Below are 18763 nucleotides of genomic sequence, written 5' to 3' on the forward strand. Positions count from 1 at the left end.
CGCCATGACCAGCGCCTTGCTGCCCCATGACCTGCTGTGGGGCCTGTCCCCTCGGCAGTTGCCCGCCGATGCCCCGGCCTGGGCGGTGGCGGCCATGGCCGCCGGGCAACCGGTGGTGGTGCGACGCGCCTTGACCGCGCCCGGGCAGGTGGCGGTGGGCGTGCGTGGGCGGCTGCGGGAACAGCGCTACGGGACGCTGATGGCGGTGACGGCCATCGAGCGCCGGGTGCGGCCGGAAGCGCTGTGCCATGCCGAGTCGGATCGGGCCTGGCCAGCACTCCAGGCACTGGCTCGGTTGCGTGAACCCCTGGATGCCCTCGGCCTGGCCTGGGGTGTCAGCGGCAGCGCCGGTTTTGAACTGGCCAGCGGCGTGCCGGCGCTGCATCGACACAGCGACCTGGACCTGATCCTGCGCACTGCGCAGCCCATGGACCGGGTCGAGGCCCGGGCGTTGCTGGCGCTGCTCGACGCCGCCGTCTGCCCGGTGGACCTGCAATTGCAGACACCCAACGGCGCCGTGGCCCTGCGCGAGTGGGCCGGGACATCGGCGCGGGTGCTGCTGAAAAGCGCCAGTGGCGCGCGTCTGGTCGGCGATCCGTGGCAGGCCCTGGAGCAGGTGGCGTGAGCAGCCTGCTGGTGTTTCCGGGCCAGGGCGCGCAGCAGCCGGGGATGCTGCATCGGCTGCCGCCCAGCGCCCTGGCCGAGGCCTGCCTGCAACAGGCGAGCGAGGTCCTGGGCGAGGATGCCCTGGCCCTGGATTCGCCCCAGGCCCTGGCGACTACCCGGGCGGTGCAGTTGTGCCTGCTGATCGCCGGCGTGGCCCATGCCCGGGTGTTGCTGGAAAACGGGCCGGGCGCGGGTTACGTGGCGGGCCTGTCGATCGGGGCCTACCCCGCCGCGGTGGTGGCCGGCGCCCTGGATTTCGGCGATGCGCTGCGTCTGGTCAGCCTGCGCGGCGAGCTGATGCAGCAGGCCTACCCACAGGGTTATGGCATGACCGCGATCGTCGGCCTGCAACTGGCGACGGTGGAGGCCTTGCTGGCCCAGGTGCACAGCCCGGACAACCCGGTGTACCTGGCCAATATCAATGCCGATAGCCAGGTGGTGATCGCCGGCAGCGATGCCGCCATGGCCCAGGTCGCCGAGCTGGCCCGCGGCTGCGGGGTCGGCGTGGCCAAGCGTCTGGCGGTCAGCGTGCCGTCCCATTGCCCGCTGCTGGAGCAGCCGGCCCAGGCCCTGGCCGAGGCGTTCGCCAGGGTGGCGTTGCAGCCGCCGCGCCTGGGTTACCTGAGCGGCAGCCGCGCGCGGCCGCTGCGTACGCCGGAGCAGTTGCGCGACGACCTGGCGTTCAACATGTGCCGGGTGGTGGATTGGCGCGGCACCGTGCAAAGCGCCTACGAGCGCGGCGTGCGGCTACAGATCGAACTGCCGCCCGGCGCGGTGTTGACCGCTCTGGCGCGCCGGGTGTTCGAGCAGGGCACCGTGATGGCCTGCGACGGGGCCCGGCTCGACACTCTGCAAGCGCTGTTGCGTGAGGAGGGAAACCGCCAACCCTAGACACCGACTCAAGCTGGCGAAGCACAAGAACAACAACTTCGACGATGCACTTTGAGGACTACAACAATGATTATTTACGGTGTGGCGCTGCTGGCGATCTGTACGCTGGCAGGGGTGATTATCGGTGACATGCTCGGCGTCCTGCTGGGGGTGAAATCCAACGTCGGCGGTGTCGGCATCGCCATGATCCTGCTGATTTGCGCGCGGCTGTGGATGCACAGGCACGGCGGCATGACCAAGGACTGCGAGATGGGCGTCGGCTTCTGGGGCGCCATGTACATCCCGGTGGTGGTGGCCATGGCCGCGCAACAGAACGTGGTGACCGCCCTGCACGGCGGCCCAGTGGCGGTGTTGGCGGCCATTGGTTCGGTGGTGCTCTGTGGTTGCACCATCGCCCTGATCAGCCGCACCAACAAAGGCGAACCGTTGCCGGACGAACCGGACGGTGTCGCCCCTGGTGCTGCTGCGGCAGGGGGACGCTGATATGTGGGATCTGATCGAGAAAGGCCTGGAACACAACGGCCTGGTCACCGCCTTCGCCTTCGTCGGCGTGATCATGTGGGTCTCGGTGCTGCTGTCCAAGCGCCTGACGTTCGGCCGGGTGCACGGCTCGGCCATCGCCATCGTCATCGGCCTGGTGCTGGCTTGGGTTGGCGGTACGATCACCGGTGGGCAAAAGGGCCTGGCGGACCTGGCGCTGTTCTCCGGCATCGGCCTGATGGGCGGCGCGATGCTGCGCGACTTCGCGATTGTCGCCACGGCCTTCGAGGTCCAGGCCACCGAGGCGCGCAAGGCCGGGATGATCGGCGCCATCGCGCTGTTTCTCGGCACGGTGCTGCCGTTCATTGTCGGGGCGAGCATCGCCAGGGCCTTCGGCTATCGCGATGCGGTGAGCATGACCACCATCGGCGCCGGCGCGGTGACCTACATTGTCGGCCCGGTGACCGGGGCGGCGATCGGCGCCAGCTCCGATGTGGTGGCGCTGTCCATCGCCACGGGACTGATCAAGGCGATCCTGGTGATGGTCGGCACGCCCATGGCGGCGCGCTGGATGGGCCTGGACAACCCGCGTTCGGCGATGGTCTTCGGTGGCCTGGCCGGCACCGTCAGCGGGGTGACCGCGGGCCTGGCGGCAACCGACCGGCGCCTGGTGCCCTACGGCGCGCTGACCGCGACCTTCCATACCGGGCTGGGTTGCCTGCTCGGGCCTTCGTTGCTGTATTTCATCGTGCGCGGGTTGGTGGGGTAGGGCCTCCTGGCCTCATCGCGGGCAAGCCTCGCTCCTACAGGTGATTGCATACCTCTGTAGGAGCGAGGCTTGCCCGCGATAGCGTCTTTATGACCCCCGCGAATACATCCGGCACTCCGCCAAGAGCGCCAGCAGGTTCGGGTCGCGCTCCTTGGCCTTGAGGAACACCACGCCGATATGCTGTTGCAGCCGGTAGCGCGCCTGCAGCGGAATCAGCTTCACGCGGTTTTCGTACACCGCGGCAATCCTTCCCGGCAGCAGGGCATAGCCCACCCCCGAACTGACCATGCTCAGCAGGGTGAAGATGTCGTTGACCTGCATCGCCACCTTCGGTTCGAAACCCGCCTGCTTGAACACCCGCACCCCGTCCTGATGGGTGGCGAAGCCCTGGGTCAGGGTGATGAAGGTCGCGTCGCGCACGTCGCTGAGGTCGACTTCCGCCTGCTGGGCGAACGGCGAGTCGGCCGGCGTGGCCAGGAAGATATCGTCGGAAAACAGCGGGATCTGCTCGCAGTCCGGGTCGCTGACGCTGTCGTCCAGGGACACCAGGATCGCGTCGACCTCCATGTTCTTCAGCTTGTACAGCAGGTCGATGTTGGAGCCCAGGATCAGGTCGATATTCAGCTCGCTACGGCGCAGCTTCAGGCCCATGATCAGCTGCGGCACGGTCTTCACCGTCAATGAATACAACGAGCCGAGCTTGAAGCGTTCCGCCGAGAACCCGGCGGCTTCGCGGGTCAGGCGCACGCTTTCGACCACGTCCTGGATCAGCTTCTGCGCCCGTTCTTCGAGGACGAAGGCGCTTTCCAGCGGCGTCAGGTTACGTCCTTCATGCTTGAACAGCGGGCAGCGCAGGGCGCTTTCCAGGGAGTGAATGGCCCGGTGCACGCTGACATTGCTGGTCTGCAACTCGGCGGCGGCGCGTGCCAGATTGCCGGTGCGCATGAACGCCAGAAACACTTCGAGCTTTTTCAGGGTCAACTCTTCATCGATCAGCATGATGGGCGCTCTTATTCGAATGCTTCGATTGTGCCTGCCGGGTCATGACTTGGCTGGAGGTTTTTTCGTCCATGGCTTTATTTGGAAACATTGCGCTTTCAGGCTACAGGCCTGAGCCTTGCGCAGATTTTCGCCTTGGGAGGTGAGTGGCACATGTATCACGGGGAAAGACTCAACGCCTGGACGCATCTGGTGGGCGCGATTGCGGCACTGGTCGGGGGGATCTGGCTGCTGGTGTTGGCCAGCCTCGACGGCAGCCCTTGGAAAATCGTCAGCGTGGCGATCTACGGCTTCACCTTGCTGGTGCTGTACAGCGCCTCGACCCTGTACCACAGCGTGCGCGGGCGGGCGAAAAGCATCATGCAGAAGGTCGATCACTTCTCCATCTACCTGCTGATCGCCGGCAGCTATACGCCGTTCTGCCTGGTGAGCCTGCGCGGGCCCTGGGGCTGGACGCTGTTCGGGATCGTCTGGGGGTTGGCGCTGATCGGCATCCTGCAGGAGATCAAGCCGCGCTCCGAGGCGCGCATCCTGTCCATCGTGATCTACGCGGTGATGGGCTGGATCGTGCTGGTGGCGGTCAAGCCGCTGCTGGCGGCCCTGGGCCCCGCCGGCTTCGCCTGGCTGGCCTCGGGCGGGGTGCTCTACACCGTGGGCATCATCTTCTTCGCCCTCGACAGCCGTTTGCGCCATGCCCACGGGATCTGGCACCTGTTCGTGATCGCCGGCAGCCTGCTGCACTTCGTGGCGATCTTGTTCTACGTGCTCTGATCGGCGAGCGCGTTATCGTTCATCGCGAGCAAGCTTCGCTCCTACAACGGGTAACGTACATCCCTGTAGGAGCGAAGCTTGCTCGCGATAAGGCCCGGTAGGGCCGCCTCAATCCCCGGTCATCAACCGATCCAGCTGCTCCTGCGCCCGGCCGCCGAAGATCTCCAGCAGGCTGCTCAAGGTGTGCGGCAGCGCCTCCGCCGCGCGGGTCACGGCATACAGGGTAATCGGCAGCGCCGGGGTCAGCGGGCGAATCGCGGTGCTGGCGGGCGAGGCGCCGAGGGCGGTGAAGGGGTCGATCACCGCCAGCCCGGCGCCGGATTCGACCATGGCCCGGGCCAGGGAGTAGGTCTGCACAGCGATGCTGACCCGCGGCGCCGGTTCCACGGCTTTCAGGTAACCGTCGAGTTTCGCCGCCAGAGGGTCGGCGCTGGACAGGCCGATCAAGGGCGCCCCCGCCAGCTCCATCAGCGGCAGCGGCGTGCCCCTGGCCGCCTGGGGCCAGTAATCCAGCGGCGCCAGCGCCACCAGCACCCCGCTGGCCAGGGCCTGGGCGGTCAGCCCCGGATGATCCGGGCGTTGCAGGGTCAGGGCCACATCGATCTCGCGCATCAGCAGGTTCTGCACCAGCTCGCGGCTGTGGGCGCTGGACAGCTCGCAGACGATGTCCGGGTAGCGCCGGGTCCACTGGTTGATGGCCGGCGGCAACAAGGACAAGGCCAGCGCCGGCGTGGCGCCGATCCGCAGGCTGTGGCCCGGCTCGCGACGCAGGCTCTGGGCCAGGCGCCGTACCCCTTGCAGGCTTTCGCTGACCTTGTCGACCTCGCGCTCCAGTTCCAGGGCTTCCGGGGTGGCCTGCAACTTGCCCTTGACCCGCAGGAACAGCGGGAAGCCCAGCTGTTGCTCGGCGTGCTGCAGGACCTTGGTCACCGCTGGCTGGGAGACGTGCAGCAGTTGCGCCGCGCCGCTGATCGAGCCGGTCTGGCGGATGGCCTGGAAAATCTCGATATGGCGCAGTCGCATGATGAGTCCATAACCTTTGTTTATGGGTGGTCCATCTTTATTCATTGTCCCGGGCCTGTCACCTGGTCCTAACCTGAAGCCCGCTCAACAAGGCTTTAAGGACTGACATGGCACAGCGGGTTTGCATCATCGGCGGCGGGGTCATTGGCCTGGCCAGCGCCTACGCCCTGGTTCGCGAGGGGTTCGACGTCAGCCTGGTGGAGGCGCGCGACGCCTTCGCCAGCCAGACCAGCTTCGCCAACGGCGGCCAGCTGTCGTACCGCTACGTGGCGCCGCTGGCCGATGCCGGCGTGCCCTGGCAGGCCCTGGGCTGGATGCTGCGTGGCGACTCGCCGCTGAAGCTGCGCCTGCGCCTGGACCCGGCGCAGTGGCGCTGGATGGCCGGGTTCCTGGCGGCCTGCCGCGGCTCGGTCAACCGCCGCAACGGTGCCCATCTGCTGCGCCTGGCGCTGCTGAGCCAGGCCACCTTGCAGAGCTGGCGCGAGGAGGACCGGCTCGACGGTTTTCACTGGCGGCGCAACGGCAAGCTGGTGACCTTTCGTGAAACCACGAGCTTCGAGCACGCCCGCCACGGCCTGGCCGATCCGCGCCAGCAGCAGGTGCTGTCCGCTGGTGAATGCACGGAACTGGAGCCGACCCTTGGCGGCGCGCCCTTTGTCGGCGGCATCTTCACCCCGGACGAAGAAGTGGCCGACTGCCACGCCTTCTGCCAGCAACTGGTGGCGCGGTTGCAGGCTTCCGGCCGTTGCCAGCTGCTGACCGGGCGCCAGGTCACCGGTATTCGTCAGGCCGGCGGCCAGGTGCAGGCCATCGAGCTGGGCGACGAGGTGCTGGCGGTGGACCAACTGATACTCGCCGCCGGTCATCGCAGTGGCGAACTGGCGTTGCCCGGGCTGAAGCTGCCGCTGTATCCGCTCAAGGGCTACAGCCTCAGCGTGCCGATCGGCGCGGGGCACCGGGCGCCGGAAATCAGCATCACCGACTACAACCGCAAGATCGTCTACGCGCGGATCGGCCAGCAGCTGCGGGTGGCGGCCATGGTCGATATCGTCGGTTTCGACCCGGCCCTGGACCCCAAGCGCCTGGCCCTGATGCAGCGCCAGGCCCGGGAAACCTTCGCCAATGCCGGTGACTACGATGCCGCCATCGAGTGGGCCGGCATGCGCCCGGCGACTCCCAGCGGCGTACCGCTGATCGGCGCCACCGGCTACCGCAACCTGTGGCTCAACCTCGGCCACGGCGCCCTGGGTTTCACCCTGGCCTGTGGCAGCGGGCGCCTGCTGGCCGAGCTGATCGGCCAGCGCCGCACTTCCATCGACATGCAGGGGCTCGCGCCCCATGCCGCCTGATTTCTTTCACGTACAAGGAGCTGTCCCATGACCATCCAGCGTCTCCACAGCAATGACCGCCTTAGCGCTGTCGTGGGTTTTGCCGATCTGCTGTTTCTCTCCGGCCAGGTGCCGGGCCAGGCCACCGATGCCGCCGGCCAGACCCGCGAAGTGCTGGCAAAGATCGACGCCTTGCTGGCCGAGGCCGGCAGCGACAAGGATCATCTGCTCAGTGCGACCCTCTACCTGAAAAACATCCAGCAGGACTTTGCCGCGATTAACGAGGTCTGGTCGGCCTGGCTGTCCCCAGGCCAGGCGCCAAGCCGCACCACGGTGCAGGCCGCCCTGGCGCGCCCGGACATCCTGGTGGAAATCACTGTCATCGCGGTTCGCCGCTAACGCCTTCACCCACAACGGAGAATAACAATGCAAAAAATCACGTTGCTCGGCTGCACCCTGGGCCTGTTGCTCGGCTCCCCGCTGTACGCCAGCGAGGCGCCGCTGACCGGCACCCTGGGCAAGATCGCCACCGCCGGCAGTATTACCCTGGGTTATCGCGATGCCTCGGTGCCGTTTTCCTACGTGGGTGACAACAGTGGCAAACCCATGGGCTATTCGGTGGACCTGGCGAGCAAGGTCGTCGAACGCATCCGCGACAAGCTGGCGCTGCCGCAACTGGCGGTGAAGTACAACCTGGTGACGTCGCAGACGCGCATTCCGCTGGTGCAGAACGGCACCGTGGACCTGGAATGCGGCTCCACCGGGGTGACCGCCGAACGGCAGAAGCAGGTGGCGTTTTCCTACGGCTTCATCTATGTCAAAGGCCAGTTGCTGACGGCCAGGGACAGTGGGATCAAGAGTTTTGCCGACCTTCGCGGCAAGAACGTGGTGACCACCGCCGGCACCACCAACGAGCGCTTCCTCAAGAGCTACAACGTCGAGCACAAGATCGACATGTTCGTGATCAGCGCCAAGGACCACGGCGAAGCCTTCCAGATGCTGCAATCGGGTCGCGCCGCGGCGTTCTACATGGATGACGCGCTGCTCTACGGCGAACGGGCCAAGGCCCGCGATCCGCACAACTGGGTGGTGGTCGGCGAGGAGCAGTCGCGGGAAATCTACAGCTGCATGGTGCGCAAGGACGATCCGCAGTTCCTGGAACTGGTGAACGCCACCCTGGCGGACCTGTACCGCTCAGGGGAAATCAACGGCATCTACCAGCGCTGGTTCGAACAGCCGATTCCGCCCAAGGGCCTGAACCTGGAATTCCCGATGACCAGCGAGCTGAAGGCGATCATCGCCAAACCAGTAAGCGATCCGGTGGAGTAAACACCGGTCCGCTTTTGCTTCTGTAGGAGCCAGGCTTGCCGGCGAAGATGGGCGCTGCGGTGTGTCAGGTGAAACGCTTCGCGGGCAATCGAGCGTCGACCTGCCGCTCCTACAGAGGCCGAGGCCAGAGGCGGGGGCGGGTTAGAAATCGCCCCACAGTTGCTGCGCCACCGCCAGCGCCACTACTGGCGCGGTTTCGGTGCGCAGCACCCGCGGCCCGAGGCGCGCCGGCAGGAAGCCCGCACCCTGGGCCTGGTCCACTTCGGCATCGGACAGACCGCCTTCCGGGCCGATCAGGAATGCCAGGGTCGCAGGCTTGGCGTGGCTCACCAGCGGCTCGGCCACCGGGTGCAGCACCAGCTTGAGGTCGGCCTGGGTCTGCTTGATCCAGTCGGCCAGCAGCACCGGCGGATGAATCACCGGCACCCGCGAGCGTCCGCATTGCTCGCAGGCGCTGACGGCCACCTGGCGCCAGTGGGCCAGGCGCTTGTCGGCGCGCTCGTCCTTGAGCCGCACCTCGCAGCGCTCGCTGAAGATCGGGGTGATTTCATTCACCCCCAGCTCGGTGGCCTTCTGAATCGCCCAATCCATGCGCTCACCCCGGGACAGGCCCTGGCCGAGGTGGATCTGCAGCGGCGACTCGACCTGCCCGGCGAAGCTTTCATCGAGCCGGACCACCACGCGCTTCTTGCCGACTTCCAGCAGCGTGCCGCGAAATTCGTTGCCCGAACCGTCGAACAGCTGCAGCGCGTCGCCCTCGGCCATGCGCAGTACGCGCCCGATGTAGTGGGCCTGGGCTTCCGGCAGCTCGTGCTCGCCGAGGCTCAGGGGGGCGTCGATAAAGAAGCGGGACAGTCTCATGGTGGTTCTCTGGGGAAAATTCGGTTCGAGGTGGGTCAATGGATCTTTGCGTCAAGCCCGCTTCTGCAAAACGGCGGGCTTGCCGGCGAGGGGCTCAACCCGGATCGCGGAAGCCTGGGTGGAAGTCCTTGGGTACCGCCACGCTGACCTTGTCGTTGGTAGCAATGTCGATGCCTTCGCTGGCAACGATGGCGAGGAAGTCGATCTGCTCCGGGGTGATCACGTAGGGCGGCAGGAAATACACCACGCTGCCCAGCGGACGCAGCAGGGCGCCACGCTCCAGGGCGTGCTGGAAGACTTTCAGGCCACGGCGTTCCTGCCACGGGTAGGCGGTCTTGCTGGCCTTGTCCTGGACCATCTCGATGGCCAGCACCATGCCGGTCTGGCGTACTTCGGCAACGTGCGGGTGGTCCGCCAGGTGCGCGGTCGAGCTGGCCATGCGCTGGGCCAGCGCCCGGTTGTTCTCGATGACGTTGTCCTGCTCGAAGATATCCAGGGTCGCCAGCGCCGCCGCACAGGCCAGCGGGTTGCCGGTGTAGCTGTGGGAGTGGAGGAAGGCGCGCAGGGTCGGGTAGTCGTCGTAGAAGGCGCTATAGACTTCGTCGGTGGTCAGGCACGCGGCCAGCGGCAGGTAGCCGCCGGTCAGGGCCTTGGACAGGCAGAGGAAGTCCGGGCGGATGCCGGCCTGTTCGCAGGCGAACATCGTGCCGGTGCGGCCGAAGCCGACGGCGATCTCATCATGGATCAGGTGCACGCCATAGCGGTCGCAGGCCTCGCGCAGCAGCTTGAGGTACACCGGGTGGTACATGCGCATGCCACCGGCGCCCTGGATCAGCGGCTCGACTATCACCGCGGCAACGCTGTCGTGGTGTTCCGCCAGGGTCTGCTCCATGGCCGCGAACATGTTGCGCGAGTGTTCTTCCCAGCTCATGCCTTCGGGGCGCAGGTAGCAGTCCGGGCTCGGCACCTTGAGGGTGTCCAGCAGCAGGGCCTTGTAGGTCTCGGTGAACAGCGGCACGTCGCCCACCGACATCGCGGCGATGGTTTCGCCGTGGTAGCTGTTGGTCAGGGTGACGAAGCGCTTCTTGTCTTTCTGGCCGCGGTTGAACCAGTAGTGGAAGCTCATCTTCATCGCCACTTCGATGCACGACGAACCGTTGTCGGCATAGAAGCAGCGGGTCAGGCCTTCCGGGGTGATCTGCACCAGGCGCTCGGACAGCTCGATCACCGGCTGATGGCTGAAGCCGGCGAGAATCACGTGCTCCAGTTGATCGACCTGATCCTTGATGCGCTGGTTGATGCGCGGGTTGGCGTGGCCGAACACGTTGACCCACCAGGAGCTGACCGCGTCGAGGTAGCGCTTGCCTTCGAAGTCCTCCAGCCACACGCCTTCGCCGCGCTTGATCGGGATCAGCGGCAGCTGCTCGTGGTCTTTCATCTGGGTGCAGGGATGCCATAACACCGCGAGATCGCGTTGCATCCACTGGTTGTTGAGGCCCATGTTCAGTCTCCTGGAGGCGGCTCGAAGTACGCGAGCAAACAATCGCGCAAGCCTATGCAATGCCAGGCCGTGTCACAACCCATTGCATGCCTGGAAGGGCGAATTGATCGCGGTCGCAGGACGGTCTGTCACGTTTTTCCCCCGTAGACCTTAATGCCTGGTTAATTTAGTGTTCGTAGGATCAACATCGTATTTCTCGATATTTCAAAGCGAAAATTTCCGCTTTAATTCGATAGTTAAATCGATAGTCTTGGGCAGCAGTTCTTACAGGATTCAAGTGATGCAGCTAGGTAACTCTTCTTCCCGCTACGGCTGGGTAAGCATTTTTCTGCACTGGAGCGTGGCGCTGGCAGTCTTTGGATTGTTCGCCCTGGGCCTGTGGATGGTCGGCCTGGATTACTACAGTGCCTGGCGCAAAGATGCGCCGGACCTGCACAAGAGCATTGGCTTGACGCTGTTCGCGATCATGTTGCTGCGGGTGCTGTGGCGCTTTGTCAGCCCGCCGCCGCCGGCACCGGCCAACCACGGTCGCCTGACGCGCCTGGGCGCCACCTTCGGCCATGCCTTCCTTTATCTCAGTCTGTTCGCTGTGATGATTGCCGGTTACCTGATTTCCACCGCAGACGGTGTCGGGATTCCGGTGTTTGGCCTGTTTGAAATTCCTGCCCTGGTTTCCGGACTGCCGGACCAGGCAGATGTGGCCGGCGAGGTGCATCTGTACCTGGCCTGGGCCCTGGTGATCTTCGCCGGAGTGCATGCTCTGGCTGCCTTGAAACACCACTTTATCGATCGTGACGCGACCCTGGCTCGTATGCTGGGGCGCAAAAAAGCCTGATGCTCAACCTCGACTCAAAAGGAATAGAAAGCATGTTGAAAAAGACTCTCGCCGTTCTGGCAATCGGTTCTGCTCTGTTGTCTGCCGGTCAGGCGATGGCCGCGGACTACGTGATCGACAAGGAAGGCCAGCACGCCTTCGTCGACTTCAAGATCAGCCACCTGGGCTACAGCTTCATCACCGGTACTTTCAAGGACCTGGACGGCAAGTTCAGCTTCGACGCGGCCAAGCCTGAAGACGCCAAGATCGAAGTCAACGTGCGCACCGCCAGCGTGTTCACCAACCACGCCGAGCGTGACAAGCACGTCAACAGCAAGGACTTCCTGGAGTCGGGCAAATTCCCTGACGCGAAGTTCGTTTCCACCAGCGTCAAGCCAACCGGCAAGAATGCTGATGGCAAGCAGACCGCCGATGTGGCTGGCGACCTGACTTTCCACGGTGTGACCAAGCCTATCGTGGTCAAGGCCACCTTCCTGGGTGAAGGCAAGGATCCATGGGGCGGCTACCGTGCCGGTTTTGAAGGCACCACCAGCATCAGCCGTAAAGAGTTCAACAAGGACGGGATGGATGTTGGCCCGCAGTCCGACACCGTTCAGCTGTACATCACCTTCGAAGGTGTGAAAGCGAAGTAATGCTTCGCCTGTAGCCGCAGCCTCGCAGGCTCGGCAGCGGCTACAGAGATCATAAAAAAACGCCCCTGATCGCGAGATCAGGGGCGTTTTTTATTGTCGCGAAAACTTCAGCGATTGCGGGTCAGCAAGGCTGGTTTCTCGCCACGTGGACGGCTTGGCAGTTGATCGAGCTGCTCGGGTGTCGGGAAGCGGTCGGCTTTCGACTCCTTGTGCATGATCTTCGGCTGGTTGCCGCGCGGGTTCTGCACCGCCGGCTCCTGGCGCGCCTGGTCGTCACGGGCCGGACGACGATTGCGCGACTCTTCGCGACGGGCCTGGCCGTCACGTGGAGCGCCGCTGCGTGGGCCGTTGCGTTTGGCAGGCGGGGTGCCGGTGCTGGCACCGTTGCTGGTGCGCGGACCGCCGGAGCGACCCTGGCCGCCGCTGCGTGGCGCGTTGCTGCTGGTTGCACCCTGGGCTGGCGCGCCAGGACGACGGCCGCGGCCCTGGTTGTTCTTGTTCTGGTACGGGCTGACGTAGTCGGCGCGATTGCCGAAGTTGTCCACGTCGTCGTCCAGGAACTCATCCGGGGCGCGGTCGGCGCGTGGCGTCGGCTGGCGCTGTTCGCGGGCCGGGGTGCCTTCGCGAGGCTTCTGCTCACGGGCCGGACGGTCGCCGCGAGCGGCCGGTTTGTCCTTGCCCTTGTCCTTGCCTTTGTCTTTACGGCCGCCGCCGCCACCGCCGCCATTCGGACCGTCGCCACGCGGGCCACGGGAATTGCGTGGGTTACGCACGTCCGGACGCTCGCGCACTTCCGGTTTCTCGGCTTCCACGGCGCTGGCATCGAAGCCCATCAGATCGCCGTCGGGGATCTTCTGCTTGGTCATGCGCTCGATGCTCTTGAGCAGCTTCTCTTCGTCCGGCGCGACCAGCGAGATCGCTTCGCCCGAACGACCGGCACGGCCGGTACGGCCGATACGGTGCACGTAGTCTTCGTCGACGTTCGGCAGCTCGAAGTTGACCACATGTGGCAGCTGGTCGATGTCCAGGCCACGGGCGGCGATATCGGTGGCGACCAGGATCCGTACTTCACCGGCCTTGAAGTCGGCCAGGGCCTTGGTGCGGGCGTTCTGGCTCTTGTTGCCGTGGATGGCGACGGCGGTCAGGCCGTGCTTGTCCAGGTACTCGGCCAGGCGGTTGGCGCCGTGCTTGGTGCGGGTGAAGACCAGCACCTGTTCCCAGGCGCCGGCGGTGATCAGGTGGGCCAGCAAGGCGCGCTTGTGGCTGGCGGCCAGGCGGAACACCCGTTGCTCGATACGCTCGACCGTGGTGTTCGGCGGCGTGACTTCGATGCGCTCGGGGTTGTGGAGCAGTTTGCCGGCCAGGTCCGTGATGTCCTTGGAGAAGGTCGCGGAGAACAGCAGGTTCTGGCGCTTGGCGGGCAGGCGCGCGAGGACTTTCTTCACGTCATGGACAAAGCCCATGTCGAGCATGCGGTCGGCTTCGTCGAGCACGAGGATTTCCACGTGGGACAGGTCGACGCTGCCTTGGCCGGCCAGGTCGAGCAGGCGGCCGGGGCAGGCCACCAGCACGTCGACGCCACGGGCCATGGCCTGAACCTGTGGGTTCATGCCGACGCCGCCGAAGATGCAGGCACTGACGAACTTCAGGTCGCGGGCATAGACCTTGAAGCTCTCGTGCACTTGCGCGGCCAGTTCGCGAGTCGGGGTCAGGACCAGTACACGCGGTTGGCGCGGGCCGTGACGCTGGGATTTGTCCGGGTGACCGTTGGGAAACAACCGTTCCAGGATCGGAAGGGCGAAACCGCCGGTTTTACCAGTACCTGTCTGTGCCGCGACCATCAGGTCGCGACCTTGCAACACGGCGGGAATGGCCCGCTGTTGCACCGGAGTAGGCTGGGTGTAGCCGGCGGCTTCGATGGCGCCGACTAAAGCCTCGGAGAGACCGAGGGAAGCAAAGGACATGAGTAATCCTGTTTTAGTGAGGGCTTGGCCCAGAGGGATAGTCTTGCCTGGCGCGAATGGCGTTTAAGAGGACGCAATCCCGTCCGGTCCTGCTGGCTCCTGAAGGCTCATCGGCGAGGGCTCGCGCGGGCCTTGTGGCTGCGCTGTAGCGGTATCGAGATGCCTTGAACAGGATCGAGCGTCCGGGCGTGAGCCTGGCGGGAAGGCCGGAGTATAACAGAGCAATCAGCGTGCGCTGCTTTCCTGCTGCTCAACGGTTTTCAGCGGTGTGCCAGTCGGCATTGCGCTTGAGTCGGCGATGGCCGGCGCCGCGCCATAGCGGGCGCTCAGTTCGGCGTAGGCCGGCTCGCGCTTGAAGCGCTTGAGTTCGGCGCCGAAACGCTGCACCAGCAAGTCCATGCCGGCATTGCGCCGCACGGCCAGAAACTGGCTCTGGCGGCTGATGACCACCGGGTTCTCGGTGATCTGCTGGCGAATGTTCAGTTGGTCGAGCAGGTGCTGGCCGACCCGGCGATCGGTGATCAGCAGGTCGATGCGGCCGCGCAGCAGCTTGCCGAAGTTGGCTTCGTGGGTCGGCGCCGGTTCGTGCTTGAACAGGGTGGATTCCCTGAAGTCCTGGCTGTACAGGTAGCCGGGGGAGGTACCCACGGTCAGCCCGCGCAAGTCTTCCAGGGTACGGAACGGAAAGGGCCGGGCGTTGGCATAGAACATCACGAACTCGACGTCCGACAGCGGCTCGCTGGGGTAGAGCAGGCTGCTTTCGCGTTCGTTGCTGTGAAAGATGTCCAGGGCACCGTCGGCCTGGCCTTGTTCGAGCATGGCCAGGCAACGTTTCCAGGGCAGGAACTGCCATTCGACTTCGATCCCCAGGCGCTGGAAGACGATCGCCGTGGTTTCGTAATCCAGGCCCTGGGCCTTGCCCTGTTCCTCATAGACATAAGGGGCCCAGGGCTCGGTGACAATGCGCAGCTTCTCGCCATGGGCGGCGAGGCTCAGGCAAGCGCAGATAAAGGCTGTCAGCAGCTGGGCAATGACGGGCATCGCTGGAGATTACGACGGGAGGTCGTCCAATGCTAGAGGCCGTCTAGCTCAAGCCTCAGTCAGCCTTTGTCTCGATCAGATGCAGGTAGATGGCCTTGCGCCGCTGGCCCAGTACCAGGCGAATCACCGGGTGGTTGAACCAGCGCTCGAGCTGATGGCTGTTGAGCGGTTTTTTCAGGCGGCCTTCGGCGTTTTCCCGGGCTTTCTCCCACCAGACCGGGGCGCAGGCCTGGTCGAATTCGTTGGTGTGGCGGTAGCAGCCGTAGAGGATTTCGCGCATGAACTGCCGCTGGTGCCCGGGCAGGGCCAGGGTCACGATCTTGTAGGCCAGGCGTTGCAAGGCCGGCGGGCGTGGCAGGGTCGCGGTGACCAGGCGAGTTTCGTCCAGGGCGACGCCGCTGGTGGGCGCTGCGCCGTGCTTGTCCAGCCAGGCCTTGATCTTGGCGCGAAACAGCTGCTTGCGGCTCCAGTAGTGGTGGATCAGGTCGGGGCATTCGCGGACCTTCTTGGTGCGATAAGCCGCCACCGACAGGCAGAACTCTTCGAGGGTGTAGGCGCCGTTGGCCAGCGGGTACAGCTCGTCCATCAGGGCGATGGAGCGGTCCAGTACGTCGGCGTCCGCGCGGTGCAGGCCGATCACGCCGGAGTTCAGCAATGGCATCTGGTCGTCGGCGAGTTTGCGTTCCCGCAGCAAGCCGGCCAGGGACTGGTAGAGGCCGGACTCCTTGTTGGCGCCGTAGCACATGCCGAATGCGTTACACAGCAGGGTGCCGGGCTGGATGCGACGAAACAGCTCCAGCGGCGAGCAGTGGAAAAAGGTATCGGTGTCGATCAGCAGCGCCAGTTCGGACTCTTGCAGCACCTGCTGCATCACCACGTGCTTGGCGCGAAAGTGGTAGCCGTGTGGGGCGATCCAGGCCTGGCGGGTGTTTTCGTCCAAGGGGCGCACGCGCACAGGTAGGTCGCGGTAAGGCGCGGGATTGTCGGTGAAGACCTGGATATCGAGGGCTTCGCCCGGTGTTTCGCGCAGCCCGGCCAGGGCGCTGGCAATACTGAACGCGGCTTCCTGGTGATAGGTCGCGGCGCCGTAAACCAGATAGATCAATTGTGGACGTGCTGCGGTGCTGCCTGTGGACATCTACGGCGATCCTTCGGATGTATGGGGGTTAAAAAAAAGGCCCTGGATTTCGCCAAGGCCTTTTTCCGATGCTGTCGGGCGGTTAACGCGGCAGCTTCAGGTTGTTCCAGACGGCCAGGCTTGGCTCGGCTTGGTTCAGAGTATAGAAGTGCAATCCTGGCGCACCGCCTTGCAACAAACGCTCACACATTTCGGTGATGACCTGTTCGCCGAACGCCTGAATGCTTTGGCTGTCGTCGCCGTAGGCTTCCAGTTGCTTGCGGATCCAGCGCGGGATTTCCGCGCCGCAGGCGTCGGAGAAGCGCGCCAGCTTGCTGTAGTTGGTGATCGGCATGATGCCGGGCACGATCGGGATGTTCACACCCATTTGTTGCACGCGTTCGACGAAGTAGAAATAACTGTCGGCGTTGAAGAAATACTGGGTGATCGCACTGTTGGCGCCGGCGTTGGCCTTGCGCACGAAGTTGTTGAGGTCGTCTTCGAAATTGCGCGCCTGTGGGTGCATTTCCGGGTACGCCGCCACTTCGATGTGGAAGTGGTCGCCAGTCTCTTCACGAATGAAGCTCACCAGGTCGTTGGCGTGACGCAACTCGCCGCTGGCCATGCCCATGCCCGAAGGCAGGTCGCCGCGCAGGGCGACGATACGGTTGATGCCGGCGGCCTTGTACTGGGTCAACAGGCCACGCAGGTCGGCCTTGCTGTCACCCACGCAAGACAGGTGCGGTGCGGCGGGGATCTTCACTTCGCTTTCGAGCTGCAGCACGGTGTTCATCGTGCGGTCGCGGGTCGAGCCACCGGCACCGTAGGTGCAGGAGAAGAAGTCGGGGTTGTAACTGGCCAGCTGGCGGGCAGTGGCGAGCAGTTTTTCATGCCCAGCATCGGTCTTGGTCGGGAAGAACTCGAAGCTGTAGCGACGGTCTTGGGACATGGAGGGAACCTCCAGCTACAAGCTGCAAGCCACAAGCTGCAAGAGTAGCGGAGGTGCGCTCAGCTCTTGTGCCTGGAACGGGCTGCTTGAAACTGTTTAAGCAAATAGGGACGAAGCCGAAAGCTTCGAGCGGCAAGCACGGCTTGTGGCCTTTGCTTGCTGCTTGAAGCTCAAGGCTTACAACTGCTCTTAGTACCGGTAAGCGTGCGGCTTGAACGGGCCTTCGACGGTGACGCCGATGTAGTCAGCCTGCTGCTTGGTCAGTTGGGTGACCACGCCACCGAAGCCGCGGACCATTTCCAGGGCCACTTCTTCGTCGAGTTTCTTGGGCAGTACTTCAACGGTCAGGCGCTCGGCTTTCTGGGCTGGCGACAGGTCGGCGTACTTCTGGCCGAACAGGAAGATCTGCGCCAGAACCTGGTTGGCGAACGAACCGTCCATGATGCGGCTTGGGTGACCGGTGGCGTTGCCCAGGTTCACCAGGCGGCCTTCGGCCAGCAGGATCAGGTAGTCGTCGTTCTGGGCGTCGAAAGCGCCTGGACCGGTGCGGTGAACCTTGTGCACCTGCGGCTTCACTTCTTCCCATGCCCAGTTCTTGCGCATGAAAGCGGTGTCGATTTCGTTGTCGAAGTGACCGATGTTGCAGACAACGGCGCGCTTCTTCAGGGCCTTGAGCATGTTTGCGTCGCAAACATTGACGTTACCGGTGGTGGTCACGATCAGGTCGATCTTGCCCAGCAGAGCCTTGTCGATGTTCGCTTCGGTGCCGGTGTTGATGCCGTCGATGAACGGCGAAACCAGTTCGAAACCGTCCATGCAGGCTTGCATGGCGCAGATCGGGTCGACTTCGGAAACCTTGACGATCATGCCTTCCTGGCGCAGGGACTGGGCCGAGCCCTTGCCCACGTCACCGTAGCCGATGACCAGCGCTTGCTTGCCGGACAGCAGGTGGTCGGTACCGCGCTTGATCGCATCGTTCAGGCTGTGACGGCAGCCGTACTTGTTGTCGTTCTTGCTCTTGGTCACCGAGTCGTTGACGTTGATGGCTGGGATCTTCAGCTCGCCCTTGGCCAGCATGTCCAGCAGGCGGTGCACGCCGGTGGTGGTTTCTTCGGTCACGCCGTGGACGCGATCCAGCACCTGCGGGTACTTCTTGTGCAGCAGCTCGGTCAGGTCGCCGCCGTCGTCGAGGATCATGTTGGCGTCCCAAGGCTTGCCATCCTTGAGGATGGTCTGCTCCAGGCACCACTCGTACTCTTGCTCGGTCTCGCCTTTCCAGGCGAATACCGGGATACCGGCGGCGGCGATGGAGGCAGCGGCCTGGTCCTGGGTCGAGAAGATGTTGCAGGATGACCAGCGTACTTCGGCACCCAGGGCAACCAGGGTTTCGATCAGCACGGCAGTCTGGATGGTCATGTGGATGCAGCCGAGAATCTTCGCGCCCTTGAGCGGTTGTTCAGCGGCGTACTTGCGACGCAGACCCATCAGGGCCGGCATCTCCGATTCGGCGATGATGGTTTCGCGACGGCCCCAGGCGGCCAGGGACATGTCGGCGACTTTGTAGTCGGTAAAATCTGCAGGCGTGATGACAGCGCTCATGAAGAGCC

At 64.5% G+C, this 18763-nt stretch carries 19 protein-coding genes; 10 read left to right on the plus strand and 9 right to left on the minus strand.

The annotated features are described in order from the left end of the window. Nucleotides 1-4 precede the first annotated feature (4 nt). From AC07Y9_RS24740 to madM, 4 genes are all read left to right on the plus strand, one after another. Entirely contained in the window at nucleotides 5-625 is a 621-nt protein-coding gene (locus tag AC07Y9_RS24740) for a malonate decarboxylase holo-ACP synthase (protein WP_102680491.1), read from the plus strand. Further along, nucleotides 622-1557 carry a malonate decarboxylase subunit epsilon gene (gene mdcH / locus AC07Y9_RS24745; protein WP_102690489.1) on the plus strand — a complete coding sequence of 312 codons (936 nt, stop codon included), beginning with the start codon at nucleotides 622-624 and terminating at the stop codon, nucleotides 1555-1557. The genes AC07Y9_RS24740 and mdcH overlap by 4 nt, the downstream gene beginning before the upstream one ends. A gap of 66 nt (nucleotides 1558-1623) precedes the next feature. Further along, nucleotides 1624-2040: a malonate transporter subunit MadL gene (gene madL, locus AC07Y9_RS24750; RefSeq protein ID WP_102680493.1), complete on the plus strand. Its 417-nt coding sequence runs from the start codon at nucleotides 1624-1626 to the stop codon at nucleotides 2038-2040. A 1-nt stretch (nucleotide 2041) separates the two neighbouring features. Beyond that, nucleotides 2042-2806 (plus strand): malonate transporter subunit MadM, encoded by a 765-nt coding sequence (gene madM, locus AC07Y9_RS24755; RefSeq protein ID WP_102680494.1) that lies wholly within the window; start codon nucleotides 2042-2044, stop codon nucleotides 2804-2806. 87 nt (nucleotides 2807-2893) lie between these two features. Here madM and AC07Y9_RS24760 read toward each other — a convergent pair whose 3' ends face one another. Continuing rightward, entirely contained in the window at nucleotides 2894-3805 is a 912-nt protein-coding gene (locus tag AC07Y9_RS24760; RefSeq protein WP_075122636.1) for a LysR family transcriptional regulator, read from the minus strand. Nucleotides 3806-3958: 153 nt separating this feature from the next. Here AC07Y9_RS24760 and trhA point away from each other — a divergent pair, with 153 nt between their 5' ends. Continuing rightward, nucleotides 3959-4576 (plus strand): PAQR family membrane homeostasis protein TrhA, encoded by a 618-nt coding sequence (gene trhA, locus AC07Y9_RS24765; RefSeq protein WP_102680495.1) that lies wholly within the window; start codon nucleotides 3959-3961, stop codon nucleotides 4574-4576. A 108-nt stretch (nucleotides 4577-4684) separates the two neighbouring features. Here trhA and AC07Y9_RS24770 read toward each other — a convergent pair whose 3' ends face one another. Beyond that, on the minus strand, nucleotides 4685-5599 hold the full coding sequence (locus AC07Y9_RS24770; protein ID WP_009051293.1) for a LysR family transcriptional regulator: 915 nt from the start codon (nucleotides 5597-5599) through the stop codon (nucleotides 4685-4687). Nucleotides 5600-5706: 107 nt separating this feature from the next. Here AC07Y9_RS24770 and AC07Y9_RS24775 point away from each other — a divergent pair, with 107 nt between their 5' ends. The 3 genes from AC07Y9_RS24775 to AC07Y9_RS24785 are packed head-to-tail and all read left to right on the plus strand — an operon-like array spanning nucleotide 5707 to nucleotide 8256. Next, nucleotides 5707-6948, plus strand: a complete 1242-nt coding sequence (locus AC07Y9_RS24775; RefSeq protein ID WP_102680496.1) for a D-amino acid dehydrogenase — start codon at nucleotides 5707-5709, stop codon at nucleotides 6946-6948. A 27-nt stretch (nucleotides 6949-6975) separates the two neighbouring features. Beyond that, the gene (locus AC07Y9_RS24780; protein WP_102680497.1) at nucleotides 6976-7326 is read left to right on the plus strand and encodes a RidA family protein; all 351 of its coding nucleotides are present in this window, start codon (nucleotides 6976-6978) and stop codon (nucleotides 7324-7326) included. Nucleotides 7327-7353: 27 nt separating this feature from the next. After that, nucleotides 7354-8256: a transporter substrate-binding domain-containing protein gene (locus AC07Y9_RS24785; protein ID WP_007932538.1), complete on the plus strand. Its 903-nt coding sequence runs from the start codon at nucleotides 7354-7356 to the stop codon at nucleotides 8254-8256. Nucleotides 8257-8397: 141 nt separating this feature from the next. On the opposite strand, the gene AC07Y9_RS24790 is transcribed toward AC07Y9_RS24785, so the two are convergent. Together AC07Y9_RS24790 and AC07Y9_RS24795 are read right to left on the minus strand one after the other, a co-directional pair. Beyond that, on the minus strand, nucleotides 8398-9117 hold the full coding sequence (locus tag AC07Y9_RS24790; protein ID WP_007932537.1) for a 16S rRNA (uracil(1498)-N(3))-methyltransferase: 720 nt from the start codon (nucleotides 9115-9117) through the stop codon (nucleotides 8398-8400). Nucleotides 9118-9211: 94 nt separating this feature from the next. After that, on the minus strand, nucleotides 9212-10618 hold the full coding sequence (locus AC07Y9_RS24795; RefSeq protein ID WP_007932536.1) for an adenosylmethionine--8-amino-7-oxononanoate transaminase: 1407 nt from the start codon (nucleotides 10616-10618) through the stop codon (nucleotides 9212-9214). Nucleotides 10619-10898: 280 nt separating this feature from the next. Here AC07Y9_RS24795 and AC07Y9_RS24800 point away from each other — a divergent pair, with 280 nt between their 5' ends. Together AC07Y9_RS24800 and AC07Y9_RS24805 are read left to right on the plus strand one after the other, a co-directional pair. Then, the gene (locus AC07Y9_RS24800) at nucleotides 10899-11453 is read left to right on the plus strand and encodes a cytochrome b (protein WP_053262962.1); all 555 of its coding nucleotides are present in this window, start codon (nucleotides 10899-10901) and stop codon (nucleotides 11451-11453) included. Between the two features lie 32 nt (nucleotides 11454-11485). Further along, nucleotides 11486-12085, plus strand: a complete 600-nt coding sequence (locus AC07Y9_RS24805; RefSeq protein ID WP_102680498.1) for a YceI family protein — start codon at nucleotides 11486-11488, stop codon at nucleotides 12083-12085. A 107-nt stretch (nucleotides 12086-12192) separates the two neighbouring features. Here the strand turns inward: AC07Y9_RS24805 and rhlE2 are convergent, their stop codons facing one another. The 5 genes from rhlE2 to ahcY all read right to left on the minus strand — a co-directional run bounded on the left by rhlE2 (nucleotide 12193) and on the right by ahcY (nucleotide 18755). After that, nucleotides 12193-14049 (minus strand): RNA helicase RhlE2, encoded by a 1857-nt coding sequence (gene rhlE2 / locus AC07Y9_RS24810; protein WP_007932533.1) that lies wholly within the window; start codon nucleotides 14047-14049, stop codon nucleotides 12193-12195. 225 nt (nucleotides 14050-14274) lie between these two features. Beyond that, entirely contained in the window at nucleotides 14275-15090 is an 816-nt protein-coding gene (locus AC07Y9_RS24815) for a substrate-binding periplasmic protein (RefSeq protein ID WP_102680499.1), read from the minus strand. 55 nt (nucleotides 15091-15145) lie between these two features. Next, on the minus strand, nucleotides 15146-16228 hold the full coding sequence (locus AC07Y9_RS24820) for a hypothetical protein (RefSeq protein ID WP_102680500.1): 1083 nt from the start codon (nucleotides 16226-16228) through the stop codon (nucleotides 15146-15148). Between the two features lie 82 nt (nucleotides 16229-16310). After that, complete coding sequence (metF, locus tag AC07Y9_RS24825) at nucleotides 16311-17156, minus strand: methylenetetrahydrofolate reductase [NAD(P)H] (protein WP_007932530.1); 846 nt, start codon at nucleotides 17154-17156, stop codon at nucleotides 16311-16313. A gap of 189 nt (nucleotides 17157-17345) precedes the next feature. Then, nucleotides 17346-18755, minus strand: coding sequence for an adenosylhomocysteinase (gene ahcY, locus AC07Y9_RS24830; protein WP_102680501.1), 1410 nt, complete (start codon nucleotides 18753-18755; stop codon nucleotides 17346-17348). Between the last annotated feature and the right edge of the window lie 8 nt (nucleotides 18756-18763).

The organism is Pseudomonas sp. GW456-L12, from assembly GCF_059424045.1.

Coding starts and splice junctions, on each gene's coding strand:
- madM (WP_102680494.1), top strand. CDS start 2,042: ATGTGGGATCTGATCGAGAAAGGCCTGGAACACAACGGCCTGGTCACC.
- AC07Y9_RS24770 (WP_009051293.1), bottom strand. CDS start 5,599: ATGCGACTGCGCCATATCGAGATTTTCCAGGCCATCCGCCAGACCGGC.
- AC07Y9_RS24805 (WP_102680498.1), top strand. CDS start 11,486: ATGTTGAAAAAGACTCTCGCCGTTCTGGCAATCGGTTCTGCTCTGTTG.
- AC07Y9_RS24740 (WP_102680491.1), top strand. CDS start 5: ATGACCAGCGCCTTGCTGCCCCATGACCTGCTGTGGGGCCTGTCCCCT.
- AC07Y9_RS24760 (WP_075122636.1), bottom strand. CDS start 3,805: ATGCTGATCGATGAAGAGTTGACCCTGAAAAAGCTCGAAGTGTTTCTG.
- AC07Y9_RS24785 (WP_007932538.1), top strand. CDS start 7,354: ATGCAAAAAATCACGTTGCTCGGCTGCACCCTGGGCCTGTTGCTCGGC.
- AC07Y9_RS24775 (WP_102680496.1), top strand. CDS start 5,707: ATGGCACAGCGGGTTTGCATCATCGGCGGCGGGGTCATTGGCCTGGCC.
- metF (WP_007932530.1), bottom strand. CDS start 17,156: ATGTCCCAAGACCGTCGCTACAGCTTCGAGTTCTTCCCGACCAAGACC.
- AC07Y9_RS24795 (WP_007932536.1), bottom strand. CDS start 10,618: ATGGGCCTCAACAACCAGTGGATGCAACGCGATCTCGCGGTGTTATGG.
- madL (WP_102680493.1), top strand. CDS start 1,624: ATGATTATTTACGGTGTGGCGCTGCTGGCGATCTGTACGCTGGCAGGG.
- AC07Y9_RS24790 (WP_007932537.1), bottom strand. CDS start 9,117: ATGAGACTGTCCCGCTTCTTTATCGACGCCCCCCTGAGCCTCGGCGAG.
- AC07Y9_RS24780 (WP_102680497.1), top strand. CDS start 6,976: ATGACCATCCAGCGTCTCCACAGCAATGACCGCCTTAGCGCTGTCGTG.
- rhlE2 (WP_007932533.1), bottom strand. CDS start 14,049: ATGTCCTTTGCTTCCCTCGGTCTCTCCGAGGCTTTAGTCGGCGCCATC.
- AC07Y9_RS24800 (WP_053262962.1), top strand. CDS start 10,899: ATGCAGCTAGGTAACTCTTCTTCCCGCTACGGCTGGGTAAGCATTTTT.
- ahcY (WP_102680501.1), bottom strand. CDS start 18,755: ATGAGCGCTGTCATCACGCCTGCAGATTTTACCGACTACAAAGTCGCC.
- AC07Y9_RS24815 (WP_102680499.1), bottom strand. CDS start 15,090: ATGCCCGTCATTGCCCAGCTGCTGACAGCCTTTATCTGCGCTTGCCTG.
- AC07Y9_RS24820 (WP_102680500.1), bottom strand. CDS start 16,228: ATGTCCACAGGCAGCACCGCAGCACGTCCACAATTGATCTATCTGGTT.
- trhA (WP_102680495.1), top strand. CDS start 3,959: ATGTATCACGGGGAAAGACTCAACGCCTGGACGCATCTGGTGGGCGCG.